We start from the raw sequence: 18,540 nt of genomic DNA, 5'->3' as shown, positions 1-18,540 counted from the left end.
TATCCAAGGAGCGAGAAGCCGCCTGCTCGCCGCCGGTCCTCGGTAGTGGCCCCCGGACATCGTCCCGGGTGCTTCGATCGAAGACCGGCCCGCACCCAAGGCGCTTCTCCTCCACCACCGTCCCCGGCCACACGGGCCTGCGGACGAAAAGACGAACACGTAGGAGAAACCCATAGTGGAGAACGAGACCCACTACGCCGAGGCCGTCATCGACAACGGCGCCTTCGGCACCCGCACCATCCGCTTCGAGACGGGCCGCCTGGCCAAGCAGGCCGCCGGCTCCGCCGTGGCGTACCTGGACGACGACACCATGGTGCTGTCGGCCACCACCGCTTCGAAGAAGCCCAAGGACCAGCTCGACTTCTTCCCCCTCACGGTGGACGTCGAGGAGCGGATGTACGCAGCCGGCAAGATCCCCGGCTCCTTCTTCCGCCGTGAGGGCCGGCCCTCCGAGGACGCGATCCTCACCTGCCGCCTGATCGACCGCCCGCTGCGCCCCTCCTTCAAGAAGGGCCTGCGCAACGAGATCCAGATCGTCGAGACGATCATGGCTCTCAACCCCGACCACCTGTACGACGTGGTCGCCATCAACGCCGCCTCCTGCTCCACGCAGCTGGCCGGCCTGCCCTTCTCCGGCCCGATCGGCGGCACCCGTGTCGCGCTGATCAAGGGCCAGTGGGTCGCGTTCCCGACGCACACCGAGCTCGAGGACGCCGTCTTCGACATGGTGGTCGCCGGCCGCGTCCTCGAGGACGGCGACGTCGCGATCATGATGGTCGAGGCCGAGGCCACCGAGAAGACGATCGAGCTCGTCAAGGGCGGCGCCGAGGCGCCGACCGAGGAGGTCGTCGCCGCCGGTCTCGAGGCCGCGAAGCCCTTCATCAAGGTCCTCTGCAAGGCGCAGTCGGACCTCGCCGCCAAGGCCGCCAAGCCCACCGGCGAGTTCCCGGTCTTCCTCGACTACCAGGACGACGTCCTGGAGGCGCTGACCGCCGCCGTCAAGAGCGAGCTCGCCCAGGCGCTGACCATCGCCGGCAAGCAGGAGCGCGAGACCGAGCTCGACCGCATCAAGGAGCTCGCCGCCGAGAAGCTCCTCCCGGCCTTCGAAGGCCGCGAGAAGGAGATCTCGGGCGCCTACCGCGCGCTGACCAAGAAGCTGGTCCGCGAGCGGATCATCAAGGACAAGGTCCGCATCGACGGCCGTGGCATCACGGACATCCGTACGCTCGCGGCCGAGGTCGAGGCCATCCCGCGGGTGCACGGTTCCGCGCTGTTCGAGCGTGGCGAGACCCAGATCCTGGGCGTCACCACCCTGAACATGCTCCGCATGGAGCAGCAGCTGGACACCCTCTCCCCGGTGACCCGCAAGCGCTACATGCACAACTACAACTTCCCGCCGTACTCCGTCGGTGAGACCGGCCGCGTGGGCTCGCCCAAGCGCCGCGAGATCGGCCACGGAGCGCTCGCGGAGCGCGCCATCGTGCCGGTGCTGCCGACGCGCGAGGAGTTCCCCTACGCGATCCGCCAGGTCTCCGAGGCGCTGGGCTCCAACGGCTCGACGTCCATGGGCTCGGTCTGCGCCTCCACCATGTCGCTGCTGAACGCCGGTGTGCCGCTCAAGGCCCCCGTCGCCGGTATCGCCATGGGTCTGATCTCCGAGCAGATCGACGGCGAGACGCACTACGTCGCCCTCACCGACATCCTCGGTGCGGAGGACGCCTTCGGCGACATGGACTTCAAGGTCGCCGGCACCAAGACCTTCGTCACCGCGCTGCAGCTCGACACCAAGCTCGACGGCATCCCCGCCTCGGTCCTGGCCGCCGCGCTGAAGCAGGCCCGTGACGCGCGTCTGCACATCCTCGACGTGATGAACGAGGCGATCGACGTTCCGGACGAGATGTCCCCGAACGCGCCGCGCATCATCACCGTCAAGATCCCGGTGGACAAGATCGGTGAGGTCATCGGCCCCAAGGGCAAGATGATCAACCAGATCCAGGAGGACACCGGCGCCGACATCACGATCGAGGACGACGGCACCATCTACATCGGTGCCGCCGACGGTCCGGCCGCAGAGGCCGCCCGCGCCACGATCAACGGCATCGCCAACCCGACCATGCCGGAGGTCGGCGAGCGTTACCTGGGCACCGTCGTGAAGACGACGACCTTCGGTGCGTTCGTGTCCCTGCTCCCGGGCAAGGACGGCCTGCTGCACATCTCGCAGATCCGCAAGCTCGCCGGCGGCAAGCGCGTGGAGAACGTCGAGGACGTGCTCGCCGTGGGCTCCAAGGTCCAGGTCGAGATCGCCGAGATCGACTCGCGCGGCAAGCTCTCCCTCATCCCCGTGGTCGAGGGCGAAGAGGGCGACGAGACGAAGGACGACACCGACAAGTGACGTCCCGTAGTTCCAGGACGACGGCCCGCACCTCCTCGGAGGCGCGGGCCGTCGCCCGTACCCAAACCCTCCTCAAGGGCAAGGACGGCATCGGCACCGTCCGGCGCACGACCCTCCCCGGCGGTCTGCGCGTCGTCACGGAGACGCTGCCCTCCGTACGGTCCGCCACCTTCGGCATCTGGGCGAACGTCGGCTCCCGGGACGAGACGCCCTCCCTCGGCGGCGCGACGCACTATCTCGAGCACCTCCTTTTCAAGGGCACCCACAAGCGGTCCGCCCTCGACATCTCCGCCGCGATCGACGCGGTCGGCGGCGAGATGAACGCCTTCACGGCCAAGGAGTACACCTGCTACTACGCGCGGGTGCTCGACACCGACCTGCCGCTCGCCATCGACGTGGTCTGCGACATGCTCACCGGCTCACTGATCCTCCAGGAGGACGTCGACGCCGAGCGGGGCGTGATCCTCGAAGAGATCGCGATGACCGAGGACGACCCGGGCGACTGTGTGCACGACCTGTTCGCGCACACCATGTTCGGCGACACGCCCCTGGGCCGCCCGGTGCTCGGCACCGTCGACACCGTGAACGCCCTGACCGCGGACCGTGTGCGGCGCTTCTACAAGAAGCACTACGACCCGACCCACCTCGTCGTCGCGGCCGCCGGCAACGTCGACCACGCCACGGTCGTACGCCAGGTCCGCCGCGCGTTCGACAAGGCCGGCGCACTGTCCCGTACGGACGCCGTCCCCACGCCGCCCCGCGACGGCAGCCGCGCGCTGCGCACCGCGGGCAAGGTCGAGCTGCAGAACCGCAGGACGGAACAGGCCCACGTCGTGCTCGGCGTGCCGGGCCTCGCCCGTACCGACGAGCGCCGCTGGGCGCTCGGCGTCCTGAACACGGCGCTCGGCGGCGGCATGTCCTCCCGCCTCTTCCAGGAGGTCCGGGAGAAGCGCGGCCTCGCCTACAGCGTGTACTCGTACACCTCGGGCTTCGCCGACACCGGCCTGTTCGGCGTGTACGCCGGCTGCCGGCCCAGCCAGGTCCACGACGTGCTCAAGATCTGCCGGGACGAGCTCGACCGGGTCGCCTCCGACGGCCTGCCCGACGAGGAGATCGAGCGCGCCATCGGGCAGCTCTCCGGCTCCACGGTCCTCGGCCTGGAGGACACCGGCGCGCTGATGAACCGCATCGGCAAGAGCGAGCTGTGCTGGGGCTCCCAGATGTCGGTCGACGAGATGCTCGCCCGGATATCGGCCGTCACTCCCGACGAGGTGCGCGCCGTGGCCGGAGAGGTTCTGGGACAGCGCCCGTCGCTGTCGGTCATCGGCCCGCTCAAGGACAAGCAGGCTGACCGCCTCCACGAAGCGGTCTCCTAGGAACGAGGGAAGTTAGCGATGAGCAAGCTGCGCGTGGCCGTCCTGGGCGCCAAGGGCCGTATCGGCTCCGAAGCCGTACGTGCCGTCGAGGCCGCGGAGGACATGGAACTGGTGGCGGCGCTCGGCCGCGGCGACAAGCTGGAGACCCTTGTGGACTCCGGCACCGAGGTCGTCGTCGAGCTGACCACCCCGGCCTCCGTGATGGGCAACCTGGACTTCTGTGTACGCCACGGGATGCACGCGGTCGTCGGCACCACCGGCTGGACCGACGAGCGCCTGGCGCAGCTGAACACGTCGCTCGCCGCCTCCCCGGAGACCGGCGTGCTCATCGCGCCCAACTTCTCCATCGGCGCGGTCCTCACCATGAAGTTCGCCCAGCAGGCCGCCCGTTACTACGAGTCGGTCGAGGTCGTCGAGCTGCACCACCCGAACAAGGCCGACGCCCCGTCCGGCACCGCCACCCGCACGGCCCAGCTCATCGCGGCGGCCCGCGCGGAGGCGGGCTGCGCGCCGCAGCCCGACGCCACGGTCACCGCCCTCGAGGGCGCGCGGGGCGCGGACGTCGACGGCATCCCGGTGCACGCCATCCGGCTGCGCGGGCTCCTGGCCCACCAGGAGGTGCTGCTCGGCGGTGAGGGCGAGACCCTCACCATCCGCCATGACTCCCTGCACCACAGCAGCTTCATGCCCGGCATCCTGCTCGGCGTCCGCCGTGTGGTGTCCGCTCCCGGCCTCACGTTCGGCCTGGAGAACTTCCTCGACCTCGGCTGAAGCGGACCCATGCGCGCAAAGATCACGTACTTCGTCACGGCTGCCGTCCTGGTCGTCTACTTCGTCCTCGTCGGCAGCCGGGGCGTGATGCTGCTGAAGCAGGGCACCGCGCTGACCGTCACGTTCGGTGTCGCGGTGCTGATCCTGCCGGTGATCGGCGTCTGGTTCCTGTGGATGAACACCCGGTTCGTCAACCGCGCGAACCAGTTGGCCGCCGAGCTGGAGGCGGAGGGCGGGCTGCCCGTCGACGAACTGGTCCGTACGCCTGGCGGGCGCATCGACCGCGACTCCGCGGACGCCGTGTTCGCCAAGCGGCGCGCGGAGACGGAGGATTCACCCGGCGACTGGCGCTGCTGGTTCCGGCTGGCCGTCGCCTATCACGACGCCCGTGACACACCGCGGGCCCGCCGCGCGATGCAGCGCGCGATCGCGCTGCACGACGGCAGGCCCGTCCCGAACTGAATCAGGCGCCGACCGGGGCGGCGGGGGAGTGGAGGGTCAGGCGGACCGGTACTCCGCGCCCCACGCCTCCACGGTGTCCGCGGCGCGGTCGAAGGCTTCCGGCCGTGACAGGAAGTCGGCGTTGTGGTCGGTGAGCAGAGTGAGCGGCTCCCCGCCCGGGCGGGCGGCCACGAGCGCCTGGCCCTGCACCGTGCGGGGCAGGCCGAGCCAGCGCACGGGCTGCTGCACGGTGCGCAGTTCCGAGGTACGGCGCCACGCGACGGTGGTCGTCGCGAAGAAGGCCACGCGCCGCAGGCCGTGCCGGCTGACCCAGACCCCGATGCGCAGCAGCCGCAGCGCGGCCGCGATCACCGCGAGGCCGAGCACGAAGCAGGCCCCGGCACCCGGCATGCCGCCCGCGAAGGCGATGATCACGCCCGCGATCAGCACGAACGAGGCGAGCAGCAACAGCAGTGCGGCCGCCCCGACCCGCCACGGGCCGGGCCGGTACGGACGCCGCCACTGGTCATGATCGTCGAAAGGCAGCGCGACGTCGTCCTCTTGCGTGTCAAAAGCACGGTCGGCCGTCAGGAAGGGCAGGGGCACGACTGATCCTCACTCACCAGCACACTCGGTTGGGCTGTGCCCGGTGAGGCTACCGAGGCCGCCGGGCGCCGACCACCCCAGGGGCCCGTGGGGCCGTTCGTGGCGCCCGGCGGCGACGGACTCAGCGACTCCGGGACGCTTCGGACTTCTTGGGATGCGACGGCGCGCTGTCCGCATCCAGCGCCGGCAGCCCGAAGAGCAGCGACCCCACCAGGCCGGCCACGACGGTCAGCCCGACAAGCATCCGCCCCGCGAGCTCCGAACGGCTGGGGCGGGCGGGGGGCGGGGGAGTGACGTTACTGCGGAAGGCGTCGGCCTCGGCGACGAACGCGAAGGGGACGGCTTCCCGCCGGTGGAACATGGGTGACTCTCCTCGAAGGATCGTGATGCGTGCAACTGCTGCAGATAGAGACGTACGAACGGGCTGGTTGGTGCCCTTTTCCCCGCAAAGAGCACCACAAAAATTGGTCTAGAGTGGGCGCCGCCCGGAGCGCAGCCATTGGAAGGACCTGTCGGTGACCGACACACCCGCTCAGACTGACAAACCGATGTTCCGCAGCGACGTCACCGTCGAACTGGTGAAGCACACTGCAGGCGACTCGGACGTCCTGTGGGCGGCTCGGGTCTCGACCGCGGGTGAGCAGTCCCTCGACGAGCTCTCCAAGGACCCGGAGCGCTCCAAGGGCCTGATCAACTACCTGATGCGGGACCGCCACGGCAGCCCCTTCGAGCACAACTCGATGACCTTCTTCATCAGTGCCCCGATCTTCGTCTTCCGCGAGTTCATGCGGCACCGGGTGGGCTGGTCGTACAACGAGGAGTCCGGCCGCTACCGGCAGCTCGAACCGGTCTTCTACGTCCCCGGCGAGGACCGGAAGCTGGTCCAGCAGGGGCGCCCCGGCAAGTACGAGTTCGTCCAGGGTGACCCGAAGCAGCACCAGGTGGTGACCGAGGCCATGGAGGACTCGTACCGACGGTCGTACGAGCACTACCTCGCGATGCTCGAGGCCGGCGTCGCCCGCGAGGTGGCCCGGGCCGTACTGCCGGTCGGCATGTACTCCTCGATGTACGCGACCTGCAACGCCCGCTCGCTGATGCACTTCCTCGGCCTGCGCACCCAGCACGAGCTGGCGAAGGTCCCGTCCTTCCCGCAGCGTGAGATCGAAATGGTCGGCGAGAAGATGGAGCAGCACTGGGCGACGCTCATGCCGCTCACGTACGCCGCCTTCAACGCCAACGGACGCATCGCACCGTAGTAGGGCACACATGTACGGCGGGCCCGGACGAGGTGTCCGTATTGCGGCGTTTCGAGAAGTTCATCTAGGCTGATCAAACGGACCCGGCACTGCTTGAACCCCCGAGCAGGCAGTGCCGGGCTCCGCATGCCACGTCGTACGTCACGTCCCCCGAGGGGGCATCCGGCGATGAGCAGCGAGTAGCGTGTTACCCATGGCTCCGATCTCCACTCCGCAGACCCCCTTCGGGCGGGTCCTCACCGCCATGGTCACGCCCTTCACGGCGGACGGCGCACTTGACCTCGCGGGCGCCCAGCAGCTGGCCGCCCATCTGGTGGACGCAGGCAACGACGGCCTGGTCGTCAACGGCACCACCGGCGAGTCGCCCACCACCAGCGACGCGGAGAAAGACCAGCTCGTACGGGCGGTACTGGAAGTGGTCGGAGACCGGGCCCACGTCGTCGCCGGCATCGGCACCAACGACACCCGCCACAGCATCGAGCTCGCCCGCGCCGCCGAACGTGCCGGCGCCCACGGCCTGCTCGCCGTCACGCCGTACTACAACAAGCCCCCGCAGGAGGGCCTGCTCCGCCACTTCACGGCCATCGCCGACGCGACCGAGCTGCCCGTGATGCTGTACGACATCCCCGGCCGCAGCGGCGTGCCGATCGACACGGAGACGATCGTCCGCCTCGCCGAGCACCCGCGGATCGTCGCCAACAAGGACGCCAAGGGCGACCTCGGCCGCGCCAGCTGGGCCATCGCCCGCAGCGGGCTCCCCTGGTACTCGGGCGACGACATGCTCAACCTGCCGCTGCTCTCCGTCGGCGCGTGCGGCTTCGTCTCCGTCGTGGGCCACGTCGTCACGCCCGAGCTGCGTGCGCTGCTCGACGCCCACCGCGGCGGTGACGTCCAGAAGGCGACGGAGATCCACCAGCAGCTGCTGCCGGTGTTCACCGGCATGTTCCGCACCCAGGGCGTCATCACGACCAAGGCGGCACTGGCCCTCCAGGGCCTGCCCGCCGGTCCGCTCCGGCTGCCCCTCGTCGAGCTCTCGCCGGAAGAAACCGCGCAGCTCAAGGTCGACCTGGCAGCCGGCGGGGTAGAGCTCTGAACAGACTTCACAACTGAATAGCCGGAAAGACGTAACCGGCCGAAGAGACCGAGACGGGTCGACCCACAGCGGTCGGCCGACGGACCCGGCCGGACACAGACAACAGCAAGTGCACGAATGTCATGTACGCCACGTGCCCCCGCGGTATGTGGCGTACATGGTGAGGAGAGTCTTTTGAGTCATCCGCATCCTGAACTCGGCGCGCCGCCCAAGCTGCCGAAGGGCGGCCTGCGCGTCACCCCGCTCGGCGGCCTCGGCGAGATCGGCCGCAACATGACCGTCTTCGAATACGGCGGCCGGCTGCTCATCGTCGACTGCGGTGTCCTCTTCCCCGAGGAGGAGCAGCCCGGCATCGACCTGATCCTGCCGGACTTCACCACCATCAGGGACCGCCTCGACGACATCGACGGCATCGTGCTCACGCACGGCCACGAGGACCACATCGGCGGCGTCCCGTTCCTGCTCCGGCTGAAGCCGGACATCCCGCTGATCGGCTCCAAGCTGACCCTCGCGCTGATCGAGGCCAAGCTCCAGGAGCACCGCATCCGCCCCTACACCCTCGAGGTGACCGAGGGGCACCGTGAGCGCATCGGCCCGTTCGACTGCGAGTTCATCGCGGTCAACCACTCCATCCCGGACGCGCTGGCCGTCGCCATCCGCACCCCCGCGGGCATGGTCGTCCACACCGGCGACTTCAAGATGGACCAGCTTCCGCTGGACGGGCGCCTGACCGACCTGCACGCCTTCGCGCGGCTGAGCGAGGAGGGCATCGACCTCCTGCTCTCCGACTCGACGAACGCCGAGGTCCCGGGATTCGTCCCGCCCGAGCGCGACATCTCGAACGTGCTGCGCACGGTCTTCGCCAACGCGCAGAAGCGCATCATCGTGGCCAGCTTCGCCAGCCACGTCCACCGCATCCAGCAGATCCTCGACGCCGCCCACGAGTACGGCAGACGCGTGGCCTTCGTCGGGCGTTCGATGGTCCGGAACATGGGCATCGCCCGGGACCTCGGCTATCTGCGGGTCCCGGCGGGCCTGGTCGTCGACGTGAAGACCCTCGACGATCTTCCCGACCACGAGGTGGTGCTCGTCTGCACCGGCTCCCAGGGGGAGCCGATGGCCGCCCTCTCCCGGATGGCCAACCGCGACCACCAGATCCGCATCGTCCAGGGCGACACGGTCATCCTGGCCTCGTCCCTCATCCCCGGGAACGAGAACGCGGTGTACCGCGTGATCAACGGCCTGACCCGCTGGGGCGCGAACGTCGTCCACAAGGGCAACGCCAAGGTCCATGTCTCGGGCCACGCGTCGGCCGGTGAGCTGCTGTACTTCTACAACATCTGCAAGCCGAAGAACCTGATGCCGGTCCACGGCGAATGGCGCCACCTGCGCGCCAACGCGGAGCTCGGCGCGCTGACGGGTGTCCCCAAGGACCGGATCGTGATCGCCGAGGACGGCGTCGTCGTCGACCTCGTCGACGGCAAGGCCACGATCGTCGGCAAGGTCCAGGCCGGCTACGTGTACGTCGACGGTCTCTCCGTCGGCGACGTCACGGAGCCCGCGCTCAAGGACCGCCGCATCCTCGGTGAAGAGGGCATCATCTCGGTCTTCCTCGTCGTGGACAGCACGACGGGCAAGGTCGTGGGAGGGCCCAACATCCACGCCCGGGGCTCGGGCATCGAGGACTCGATGTTCGCGGCCGTCATGCCGAAGATCGAGGACGCGATCGCCAAGGCGGCCTCCGACGGCGTCGCTGAGCCGCACCAGTTGCAGCAGCTCGTGCGCCGTACGGTGGGCAAGTGGGTCTCCGACACCTACCGCCGGCGTCCGATGATCCTCCCGGTCGTCGTCGAGGTCTGACGCCTCCGACGCCGCCAACTCCGGAGCGGGGCCCCCGATTTGCATCGGGGCGCCCCGCTCCAGTACGTTTACGTCTCCGCCCGAAGGGGAACCCGGCACACTCATGTGCGCTGTGTGGTGCCCGCAGGGGGCGGGGAATTCCGACTCAGAACCTCTGATAAAGTCGGAGTCGCCGGAAAGGGAAACGCGAAAGCGGAGAACTGAAAGGCAAAACCCGCCGGCCGGGAATCGGACACGAAAGAGTCTGATAAAGTCGGAACCGCCGGAAGGCCGAAAGGCCGGAAAGCACACCGAGGAAATCGGATCGGAAAGATCTGATAGAGTCGGAAACGCAAGCCCGAAGGGAAGCGCCCGGAGGAAAGCCCGACAGGGTGAGTACAAAGGAAGCGTCCGTTCCTTGAGAACTCAACAGTGTGCCAAAAATCAACGCCAGATATGTTGATACCCCGTCCATCTTCGGATGGTCGAGGTTCCTTTGAAAAAGTCCATCCCGCTTGCGGGGTGGCAATCACAGCGAGGACGCTGTGAACAATCGGTCTTATTCCGACCGGTTGTTCCGCTCTTCGGATGTGCACCCGATCACGGGTAAACATTCATGGAGAGTTTGATCCTGGCTCAGGACGAACGCTGGCGGCGTGCTTAACACATGCAAGTCGAACGATGAACCACTTCGGTGGGGATTAGTGGCGAACGGGTGAGTAACACGTGGGCAATCTGCCCTTCACTCTGGGACAAGCCCTGGAAACGGGGTCTAATACCGGATAACACTGCGGATCGCATGGTCTGCGGTTGAAAGCTCCGGCGGTGAAGGATGAGCCCGCGGCCTATCAGCTTGTTGGTGGGGTGATGGCCTACCAAGGCGACGACGGGTAGCCGGCCTGAGAGGGCGACCGGCCACACTGGGACTGAGACACGGCCCAGACTCCTACGGGAGGCAGCAGTGGGGAATATTGCACAATGGGCGAAAGCCTGATGCAGCGACGCCGCGTGAGGGATGACGGCCTTCGGGTTGTAAACCTCTTTCAGCAGGGAAGAAGCGAAAGTGACGGTACCTGCAGAAGAAGCGCCGGCTAACTACGTGCCAGCAGCCGCGGTAATACGTAGGGCGCAAGCGTTGTCCGGAATTATTGGGCGTAAAGAGCTCGTAGGCGGCTTGTCACGTCGGATGTGAAAGCCCGGGGCTTAACCCCGGGTCTGCATTCGATACGGGCAGGCTAGAGTGTGGTAGGGGAGATCGGAATTCCTGGTGTAGCGGTGAAATGCGCAGATATCAGGAGGAACACCGGTGGCGAAGGCGGATCTCTGGGCCATTACTGACGCTGAGGAGCGAAAGCGTGGGGAGCGAACAGGATTAGATACCCTGGTAGTCCACGCCGTAAACGTTGGGAACTAGGTGTTGGCGACATTCCACGTCGTCGGTGCCGCAGCTAACGCATTAAGTTCCCCGCCTGGGGAGTACGGCCGCAAGGCTAAAACTCAAAGGAATTGACGGGGGCCCGCACAAGCAGCGGAGCATGTGGCTTAATTCGACGCAACGCGAAGAACCTTACCAAGGCTTGACATATACCGGAAAGCATCAGAGATGGTGCCCCCCTTGTGGTCGGTATACAGGTGGTGCATGGCTGTCGTCAGCTCGTGTCGTGAGATGTTGGGTTAAGTCCCGCAACGAGCGCAACCCTTGTTCTGTGTTGCCAGCATGCCCTTCGGGGTGATGGGGACTCACAGGAGACTGCCGGGGTCAACTCGGAGGAAGGTGGGGACGACGTCAAGTCATCATGCCCCTTATGTCTTGGGCTGCACACGTGCTACAATGGCCGGTACAAAGAGCTGCGAAGCCGTGAGGCGGAGCGAATCTCAAAAAGCCGGTCTCAGTTCGGATTGGGGTCTGCAACTCGACCCCATGAAGTCGGAGTTGCTAGTAATCGCAGATCAGCATTGCTGCGGTGAATACGTTCCCGGGCCTTGTACACACCGCCCGTCACGTCACGAAAGTCGGTAACACCCGAAGCCGGTGGCCCAACCCCTTGTGGGAGGGAGCTGTCGAAGGTGGGACTGGCGATTGGGACGAAGTCGTAACAAGGTAGCCGTACCGGAAGGTGCGGCTGGATCACCTCCTTTCTAAGGAGCACATGGCCGACTGCGAGCGAATGACTCGCACGGTTGCTCATGGGTGGAACGTTGATTAATCGGCAGGGTCTTGTCTCCTGCCGCTTCCAGTACTGCTCCTCGGAGCGTGGAACGAAGCGGTCGGGTGAGAGATGCTGCCGGGCACACTGTTGGGTGTCTGAGGGTGCGAGCGTTGCTCGTCCTTCGGGATGCCGGCCCCAGTGAACTCACCTGTAGGGGTGGGGTGATGGGTGGCTGGTCGTTGCTTGAGAACTACACAGTGGACGCGAGCATCTGTGGCCAAGTTTTTAAGGGCGCACGGTGGATGCCTTGGCACCAGGAACCGATGAAGGACGTGGGAGGCCACGATAGTCCCCGGGGAGCCGTCAACCAGGCTTTGATCCGGGGGTTTCCGAATGGGGAAACCCGGCAGTCGTCATGGGCTGTCACCCGCTGCTGAACACATAGGCAGTGTGGAGGGAACGAGGGGAAGTGAAACATCTCAGTACCCTCAGGAAGAGAAAACAACCGTGATTCCGGGAGTAGTGGCGAGCGAAACCGGATGAGGCCAAACCGTATGCGTGTGATACCCGGCAGGGGTTGCGCATACGGGGTTGTGGGATCTCTCTTTCATTGTCTGCCGGCAATGAGACGAGTCAGAAACCGTTGATGTAGGCGAAGGACATGCGAAAGGTCCGGCGTAGAGGGTAAGACCCCCGTAGCTGAAACATCAACGGCTCGTTTGAGAGACACCCAAGTAGCACGGGGCCCGAGAAATCCCGTGTGAATCTGGCGGGACCACCCGCTAAGCCTAAATATTCCCTGGTGACCGATAGCGGATAGTACCGTGAGGGAATGGTGAAAAGTACCGCGGGAGCGGAGTGAAATAGTACCTGAAACCGTGTGCCTACAAGCCGTGGGAGCGTCGCTGTATGTGCTTGCACATGCAGTCGTGACTGCGTGCCTTTTGAAGAATGAGCCTGCGAGTTAGCGGTGTGTAGCGAGGTTAACCCGTGTGGGGAAGCCGTAGCGAAAGCGAGTCCGAACAGGGCGATTGAGTTGCACGCTCTAGACCCGAAGCGGAGTGATCTAGCCATGGGCAGGTTGAAGCGGAGGTAAGACTTCGTGGAGGACCGAACCCACCAGGGTTGAAAACCTGGGGGATGACCTGTGGTTAGGGGTGAAAGGCCAATCAAACTCCGTGATAGCTGGTTCTCCCCGAAATGCATTTAGGTGCAGCGTCGTGTGTTTCTTGCCGGAGGTAGAGCACTGGATAGGCGATGGGCCCTACCGGGTTACTGACCTTAGCCAAACTCCGAATGCCGGTAAGTGAGAGCGCGGCAGTGAGACTGTGGGGGATAAGCTCCATGGTCGAGAGGGAAACAGCCCAGAGCATCGACTAAGGCCCCTAAGCGTACGCTAAGTGGGAAAGGATGTGGAGTCGCAGAGACAACCAGGAGGTTGGCTTAGAAGCAGCCACCCTTGAAAGAGTGCGTAATAGCTCACTGGTCAAGTGATTCCGCGCCGACAATGTAGCGGGGCTCAAGCGTACCGCCGAAGTCGTGTCATTCCAGCATGAGGGCCAACGCCCGCTGGGATGGGTAGGGGAGCGTCGTGTGCCGGGTGAAGCAGCCGCGGAAGCGAGTTGTGGACGGTTCACGAGTGAGAATGCAGGCATGAGTAGCGATACACACGTGAGAAACGTGTGCGCCGATTGACTAAGGGTTCCTGGGTCAAGCTGATCTGCCCAGGGTAAGTCGGGACCTAAGGCGAGGCCGACAGGCGTAGTCGATGGACAACCGGTTGATATTCCGGTACCCGCTTTGAAACGCCCAATATCGAATCAGGCGATGCTAAGTCCGTGAAGCCGCCGGCTGAGTCTTCGGACGAGGTCGGAGTGGTGGAGCCGACGAACCAGACTTGTAGTAGGTAAGCGATGGGGTGACGCAGGAAGGTAGTCCAGCCCGGGCGGTGGTTGTCCCGGGGTAAGGGTGTAGGCCGTGAGGTAGGCAAATCCGCCTCACATCAAGGCTGAGACCTGATGCCGAGCCGATTGTGGTGAAGTGGATGATCCTATGCTGTCGAGAAAAGCCTCTAGCGAGTTTCATGGCGGCCCGTACCCTAAACCGACTCAGGTGGTCAGGTAGAGAATACCGAGGCGTTCGGGTGAACTATGGTTAAGGAACTCGGCAAAATGCCCCCGTAACTTCGGGAGAAGGGGGGCCATCACTGGTGATCCGATTTACTCGGTGAGCTGGGGGTGGCCGCAGAGACCAGCGAGAAGCGACTGTTTACTAAAAACACAGGTCCGTGCGAAGCCGTAAGGCGATGTATACGGACTGACGCCTGCCCGGTGCTGGAACGTTAAGGGGACCGGTTAGTCACTCTTCGGGGTGGCGAAGCTGAGAACTTAAGCGCCAGTAAACGGCGGTGGTAACTATAACCATCCTAAGGTAGCGAAATTCCTTGTCGGGTAAGTTCCGACCTGCACGAATGGCGTAACGACTTCTCGACTGTCTCAACCATAGGCCCGGTGAAATTGCACTACGAGTAAAGATGCTCGTTTCGCGCAGCAGGACGGAAAGACCCCGGGACCTTTACTACAGTTTGATATTGGTGTTCGGTTCGGCTTGTGTAGGATAGGTGGGAGACTGTGAAGCTTGGACGCCAGTTCAGGTGGAGTCGTCGTTGAAATACCACTCTGGTCGTGCTGGATGTCTAACCTGGGTCCGTGATCCGGATCAGGGACAGTGTCTGATGGGTAGTTTAACTGGGGCGGTTGCCTCCCAAAGGGTAACGGAGGCGCCCAAAGGTTCCCTCAGCCTGGTTGGCAATCAGGTGTTGAGTGTAAGTGCACAAGGGAGCTTGACTGTGAGACCGACGGGTCGAGCAGGGACGAAAGTCGGGACTAGTGATCCGGCGGTGGCTTGTGGAAGCGCCGTCGCTCAACGGATAAAAGGTACCCCGGGGATAACAGGCTGATCTTCCCCAAGAGTCCATATCGACGGGATGGTTTGGCACCTCGATGTCGGCTCGTCGCATCCTGGGGCTGGAGTCGGTCCCAAGGGTTGGGCTGTTCGCCCATTAAAGCGGTACGCGAGCTGGGTTTAGAACGTCGTGAGACAGTTCGGTCCCTATCCGCTGTGCGCGTAGGAGTCTTGAGAAGGGCTGTCCCTAGTACGAGAGGACCGGGACGGACGAACCTCTGGTGTGCCAGTTGTCCTGCCAAGGGCATGGCTGGTTGGCTACGTTCGGAAAGGATAACCGCTGAAAGCATCTAAGCGGGAAGCCTGCTTCGAGATGAGGACTCCCACCTCCTTGAGAGGGTAAGGCTCCCAGTAGACGACTGGGTTGATAGGCCGGATATGGAAGCCCTGTAAGGGGTGGAGTTGACCGGTACTAATAGGCCGAGGGCTTGTCCTCAGTTGCTCGCGTCCACTGTGTTAGTTCTGAAGTAACGAACTCGCCCGACCCTGCCTTTTGGTGGGGTTGCCGGCTGGTAGTTCGGACATCTTCATAGAGTTTCGGTGGTCATTGCGTTAGGGAAACGCCCGGTTACATTCCGAACCCGGAAGCTAAGCCTTTCAGCGCCGATGGTACTGCAGGGGGGACCCTGTGGGAGAGTAGGACGCCGCCGAACAATCATTGTGGGAAAGCCCCGCACCTCTGGTGCGGGGCTTTCCTGCGTTCAGGGGAAGCCAGAAACCCCGCCGGAAACCCACAGAGCCGGCACCCTTGAGCCGGCACCTGTCGAGCCGCGACCCTGGCGGCAGAATCCTTTCGGCAGATGGTTTTGAGCACCCTTCCATCCGGGGTATGCTTTACCCCGTTGCCGAGCGCAACAGGCCCCTATAGCTCAGTCGGTAGAGCGTCTCCATGGTAAGGAGAAGGTCAACGGTTCGATTCCGTTTGGGGGCTCGGACAACAGATAAGACCCCCGCCTTTCGGCGGGGGCCTTTTTCGTGTGCTCGATTCGCTGCCGTCAGCTGTTGTGGGGCTCCGGGACGCGCATCGCGAGAATGGCCATGTCGTCCGACGCCGGCTCCGCCGCGAAGCGTTCGACCGCCCTCAGCACCCGCGCCGCCACCGCACCGGCCGTGAGCCCCGTACAGGTCGTCAGAACGTCGCTCAGGCCGTCGTCCCCGAGCATGCGCGTGCCCTCGCGGCGTTCGGTGACGCCGTCGGTCACACACAGCAGGACGTCGCCCGGATCGAGCGTCACCATCTGCTCGTACAGCTCCAGGTCCTCCATCACACCGAGCAGCGGCTGCGGTTCGGCCGCCGGTTCCACGGTGCCGTCCTGGCGCAGCCGTAGCGGCAGCGGGTGGCCGGCGCACACGACCTTGAGGATCGCGCTGCCGTCCTCCTGGGGCCACAACTCGCCGTAGAGGAGCGTCAGGAACCGGCTGCGGGCACCCTCGTCGAGGATGGCCGCGTTCAGCCGCTCCAGGACCGCGGGACCCGTGAAGCCCTCCCTGGCCAGCAGCCGCAGCGCGTGGCGTGCCAGGCCCGTCACGGCCGCGGCCTCGGGGCCCGTACCGCAGACGTCGCCGATGGCGAAGCCGTAAGCACCGTCCCGGATGGGGAACAGGTCGTAGAAGTCGCCGCCGACCTCGTTGCCCTCACCCGCCGCGCGGTAGATGACCTCCACCTCGACGCCCTCGATGAGCGGCAGCTCCGGCGGCAGCAGACTGCGCTGCAGGGACTGGCTGATCGCCACGCGCTCCGAATAGAGCCTCGAGTTGTCGAGCGCCAGGGCCGCCCGCCGGGAAAGGTCCTCGGCCAGCTCCAGGATCTCCTGGCGGAAGTGGTCGTCGGAGGGCTTGCCGAGCGTCAGCATGCCGATCACGCGGTTACGCGCCACGAGCGGCAGGACCACGGTCTCGCCACCGACAGCGGCCGCCGTGGCGAGGGTCGTACCGATACCGGAGGAGACGGGCGGAGTTGAGCCGAGGCCCAGTTCACGCTTGGAGGCGAGCAGGGCGGCGCGCTGGGCGGCCTCCGCGGGTGCGTTCCACACGCGGGCGCCCGGCGTCGGCACGGGGTCCGGAGGATCGATCTTCGACAGGAGGGCCTTGAGGCCGTCGATGCGTTCCTCGTCCTCGTGCAGCACATAGCTGAGGTACGGCTCGGACGACTGGTCGGCGATCGTGTAGACCGCGCACCAAGTGGCGAGCGTGGGAACCGTCATCTGTGCCATCAGGGCGAGCGTCTGGTCCCGGTCGAGGGTGCCGGCCAGCAGGTCGGACGCCTCGACGAGGAAGGACAGCGAACCGCGTCGCAGCCGCTCCAGTTCGCCGAGGCGCGCCGATTCGACGGCCAGTGCGATCCGGTCGGCGGCGAACTGGAGCCGCAGGGCCTCTTCGTTGGAGTAGCGGCCCGCGGATTCGGCGGCCACGCCGAGGGAGCCGGTGAGCCGGCCCTCGACCTTCAGCGGCACGGTGACCACCGACCGCATCCCGGTGGAGTTGAGGAGCGGGACGGCGCCGGGGACCGCGGTGAGGTCCTCGTGGACCGCCGGCATGCGGGCGGAGCCGTAGCGTCCCGCACCCGCTTCCACGGGGACGCGTGCGAAGCGCTGACGGGCGGAGGGGAGGCCGGTCGTGGCCCGTACCTCCAACTCCGTCTCGTCGTCGGTGGCGAGGAGCAGGAAGGCGGCGTCGCCGTCGAGCATGTCCCTGGCGCGTTCGACCGTGCGCTGGAGCAGGCCGTCGAGGTCGTCGGGGGCGGGTGAGCCGATGAAGACCTCGAACGGGTCCGTGCTGCGGTGCTCCGCGCCGCTGTCGGGCGCCCGCTGCGGAGTCTGTAGTACGGCACGTTCGTCGTCGCGCACCAGGAGACAGACCGTGGAGGGCTCGCCGTCCGCGTCCCTTACCCGCAGGTGGGAGGCGTAAACCGGGAGGACGCGGCCGTCGAGGCCGCGGATGCCGTAGCTGCCTTCCCAGCGGGAGAGTCGGAGTGCCTCGGCGATGCCGGTGCCGATGCCCGGGGTCTGCGGCCAGGCCGCCAGGTCGGTGAGCGGCTTGCCGACGACCTGGTCCGCCGCGTAACCGAACAGACGCTCCGCGTCCTCGTTCCACGCGGAGATCGTGCCGGTGCTGTCGATCTGGGCGACGGCGACGCGTACCCGTTCCTCCGCGACCGGCAGCATCGCGGTGGGCAGGACCGGGCCGGCCGACCTGGTGCCCACGGGCCGCTGGGGCAGGTCCAGCTGGAACCACACCGTCTTGTGGGTGGGCGTGTACTCGACGCCCCACCGGGAGGCGAGCGCCGCGCACAGCAGGAGCCCGCGACCGTTCTCGCTGTCGAGGTTCGCGATGGCGCGGCCGGCGCCCTGTATCGGGACCTCCCGCTCGGGATAGCGGTCGGCGACCTCGACGCGGACGCCGTCCTCGGAGCGCAGGCACAGCACGTCCGCGGAGGTTCCCGCGTGGACGACGGCGTTGGTGACGAGCTCACTGGTGAGGACGACCGCGTCGTCCACCACGTCGGAATATCCCCACCCCTGGAGGGTGTCGCGGACGAAGGCACGGGCGGTCGCGACGGACCGCCCGAGAGGGTCGAAGCTGGCGGCCGCCCGCGCGGTGATCACAGAACTCCTCGTACGCGTCTCGACGCCCGGCTCTGCCATGATCGGCC

Annotated in this window: 10 protein-coding genes, 1 tRNA gene and 3 rRNA genes; 11 read left to right on the top strand and 3 right to left on the bottom strand. The window is 65.9% G+C overall.

Going from position 1 to position 18,540, the window contains the following annotated elements; all coding sequences use genetic code 11:
* Positions 1-175: 175 nt before the first annotated feature.
* From SPRI_RS10585 to SPRI_RS10570, 4 genes are read left to right on the top strand one after another with little or no spacing between them, the layout of a single operon-like run.
* Entirely contained in the window at positions 176-2,392 is a 2,217-nt protein-coding gene (locus SPRI_RS10585; RefSeq protein ID WP_005311188.1) for a polyribonucleotide nucleotidyltransferase, read from the top strand.
* Positions 2,389-3,768 (top strand): M16 family metallopeptidase, encoded by a 1,380-nt coding sequence (locus tag SPRI_RS10580; protein ID WP_005311186.1) that lies wholly within the window; start codon positions 2,389-2,391, stop codon positions 3,766-3,768. The genes SPRI_RS10585 and SPRI_RS10580 overlap by 4 nt, the downstream gene beginning before the upstream one ends.
* An 18-nt stretch (positions 3,769-3,786) precedes the next feature.
* Positions 3,787-4,539, top strand: a complete 753-nt coding sequence (gene dapB, locus SPRI_RS10575; RefSeq protein ID WP_005311184.1) for a 4-hydroxy-tetrahydrodipicolinate reductase — start codon at positions 3,787-3,789, stop codon at positions 4,537-4,539.
* Positions 4,540-4,548: 9 nt separating this feature from the next.
* A complete protein-coding gene (locus SPRI_RS10570; protein ID WP_005311182.1) occupies positions 4,549-5,001 on the top strand; it encodes a tetratricopeptide repeat protein in 453 nt (150 codons plus the stop codon).
* A 36-nt stretch (positions 5,002-5,037) separates the two neighbouring features.
* On the opposite strand, the gene SPRI_RS10565 is transcribed toward SPRI_RS10570, so the two are convergent.
* Together SPRI_RS10565 and SPRI_RS10560 are read right to left on the bottom strand one after the other, a co-directional pair.
* Entirely contained in the window at positions 5,038-5,586 is a 549-nt protein-coding gene (locus SPRI_RS10565) for a hypothetical protein (RefSeq protein WP_005311180.1), read from the bottom strand.
* 121 nt (positions 5,587-5,707) lie between these two features.
* Positions 5,708-5,947, bottom strand: coding sequence for a hypothetical protein (locus SPRI_RS10560; protein ID WP_005311178.1), 240 nt, complete (start codon positions 5,945-5,947; stop codon positions 5,708-5,710).
* Between the two features lie 154 nt (positions 5,948-6,101).
* On the opposite strand from SPRI_RS10560, the gene thyX reads away from it, so the two are divergent.
* The 7 genes from thyX to SPRI_RS10520 all read left to right on the top strand — a co-directional run bounded on the left by thyX (position 6,102) and on the right by SPRI_RS10520 (position 15,819).
* Positions 6,102-6,842, top strand: coding sequence for an FAD-dependent thymidylate synthase (gene thyX, locus SPRI_RS10555; protein ID WP_005311177.1), 741 nt, complete (start codon positions 6,102-6,104; stop codon positions 6,840-6,842).
* A 193-nt stretch (positions 6,843-7,035) separates the two neighbouring features.
* Positions 7,036-7,935 (top strand): 4-hydroxy-tetrahydrodipicolinate synthase, encoded by a 900-nt coding sequence (dapA, locus tag SPRI_RS10550; RefSeq protein WP_005311175.1) that lies wholly within the window; start codon positions 7,036-7,038, stop codon positions 7,933-7,935.
* A 174-nt stretch (positions 7,936-8,109) separates the two neighbouring features.
* Complete coding sequence (locus tag SPRI_RS10545) at positions 8,110-9,795, top strand: ribonuclease J (protein ID WP_005311173.1); 1,686 nt, start codon at positions 8,110-8,112, stop codon at positions 9,793-9,795.
* Between the two features lie 592 nt (positions 9,796-10,387).
* Positions 10,388-11,913: ribosomal RNA gene (locus SPRI_RS10535) — 16S ribosomal RNA — on the top strand.
* Between the two features lie 286 nt (positions 11,914-12,199).
* Positions 12,200-15,324: ribosomal RNA gene (locus SPRI_RS10530) — 23S ribosomal RNA — on the top strand.
* Positions 15,325-15,424: 100 nt separating this feature from the next.
* Positions 15,425-15,541: ribosomal RNA gene (gene rrf, locus SPRI_RS10525) — 5S ribosomal RNA — on the top strand.
* Together the 16S, 23S and 5S rRNA genes with 1 tRNA gene alongside form the textbook arrangement of a ribosomal RNA operon.
* A 205-nt stretch (positions 15,542-15,746) precedes the next feature.
* Positions 15,747-15,819 (top strand) — tRNA-Thr (locus SPRI_RS10520).
* 64 nt (positions 15,820-15,883) lie between these two features.
* Here SPRI_RS10520 and SPRI_RS10515 read toward each other — a convergent pair.
* On the bottom strand, positions 15,884-18,532 hold the full coding sequence (locus SPRI_RS10515; RefSeq protein ID WP_037773616.1) for a SpoIIE family protein phosphatase: 2,649 nt from the start codon (positions 18,530-18,532) through the stop codon (positions 15,884-15,886).
* Positions 18,533-18,540: the final 8 nt, after the last annotated feature.

Origin of the sequence: Streptomyces pristinaespiralis (genome assembly GCF_001278075.1) — a bacterium.
GTDB lineage: Bacteria > Actinomycetota > Actinomycetes > Streptomycetales > Streptomycetaceae > Streptomyces > Streptomyces pristinaespiralis.
Note: the sequence above shows the minus strand (reverse complement) of the source record. Positions and strands in the feature narration are given on the sequence as shown.

Coding starts and splice junctions, on each gene's coding strand:
- dapB (WP_005311184.1), top strand. CDS start 3,787: ATGAGCAAGCTGCGCGTGGCCGTCCTGGGCGCCAAGGGCCGTATCGGC.
- SPRI_RS10570 (WP_005311182.1), top strand. CDS start 4,549: ATGCGCGCAAAGATCACGTACTTCGTCACGGCTGCCGTCCTGGTCGTC.
- SPRI_RS10515 (WP_037773616.1), bottom strand. CDS start 18,532: ATGGCAGAGCCGGGCGTCGAGACGCGTACGAGGAGTTCTGTGATCACC.
- SPRI_RS10560 (WP_005311178.1), bottom strand. CDS start 5,947: ATGTTCCACCGGCGGGAAGCCGTCCCCTTCGCGTTCGTCGCCGAGGCC.
- dapA (WP_005311175.1), top strand. CDS start 7,036: ATGGCTCCGATCTCCACTCCGCAGACCCCCTTCGGGCGGGTCCTCACC.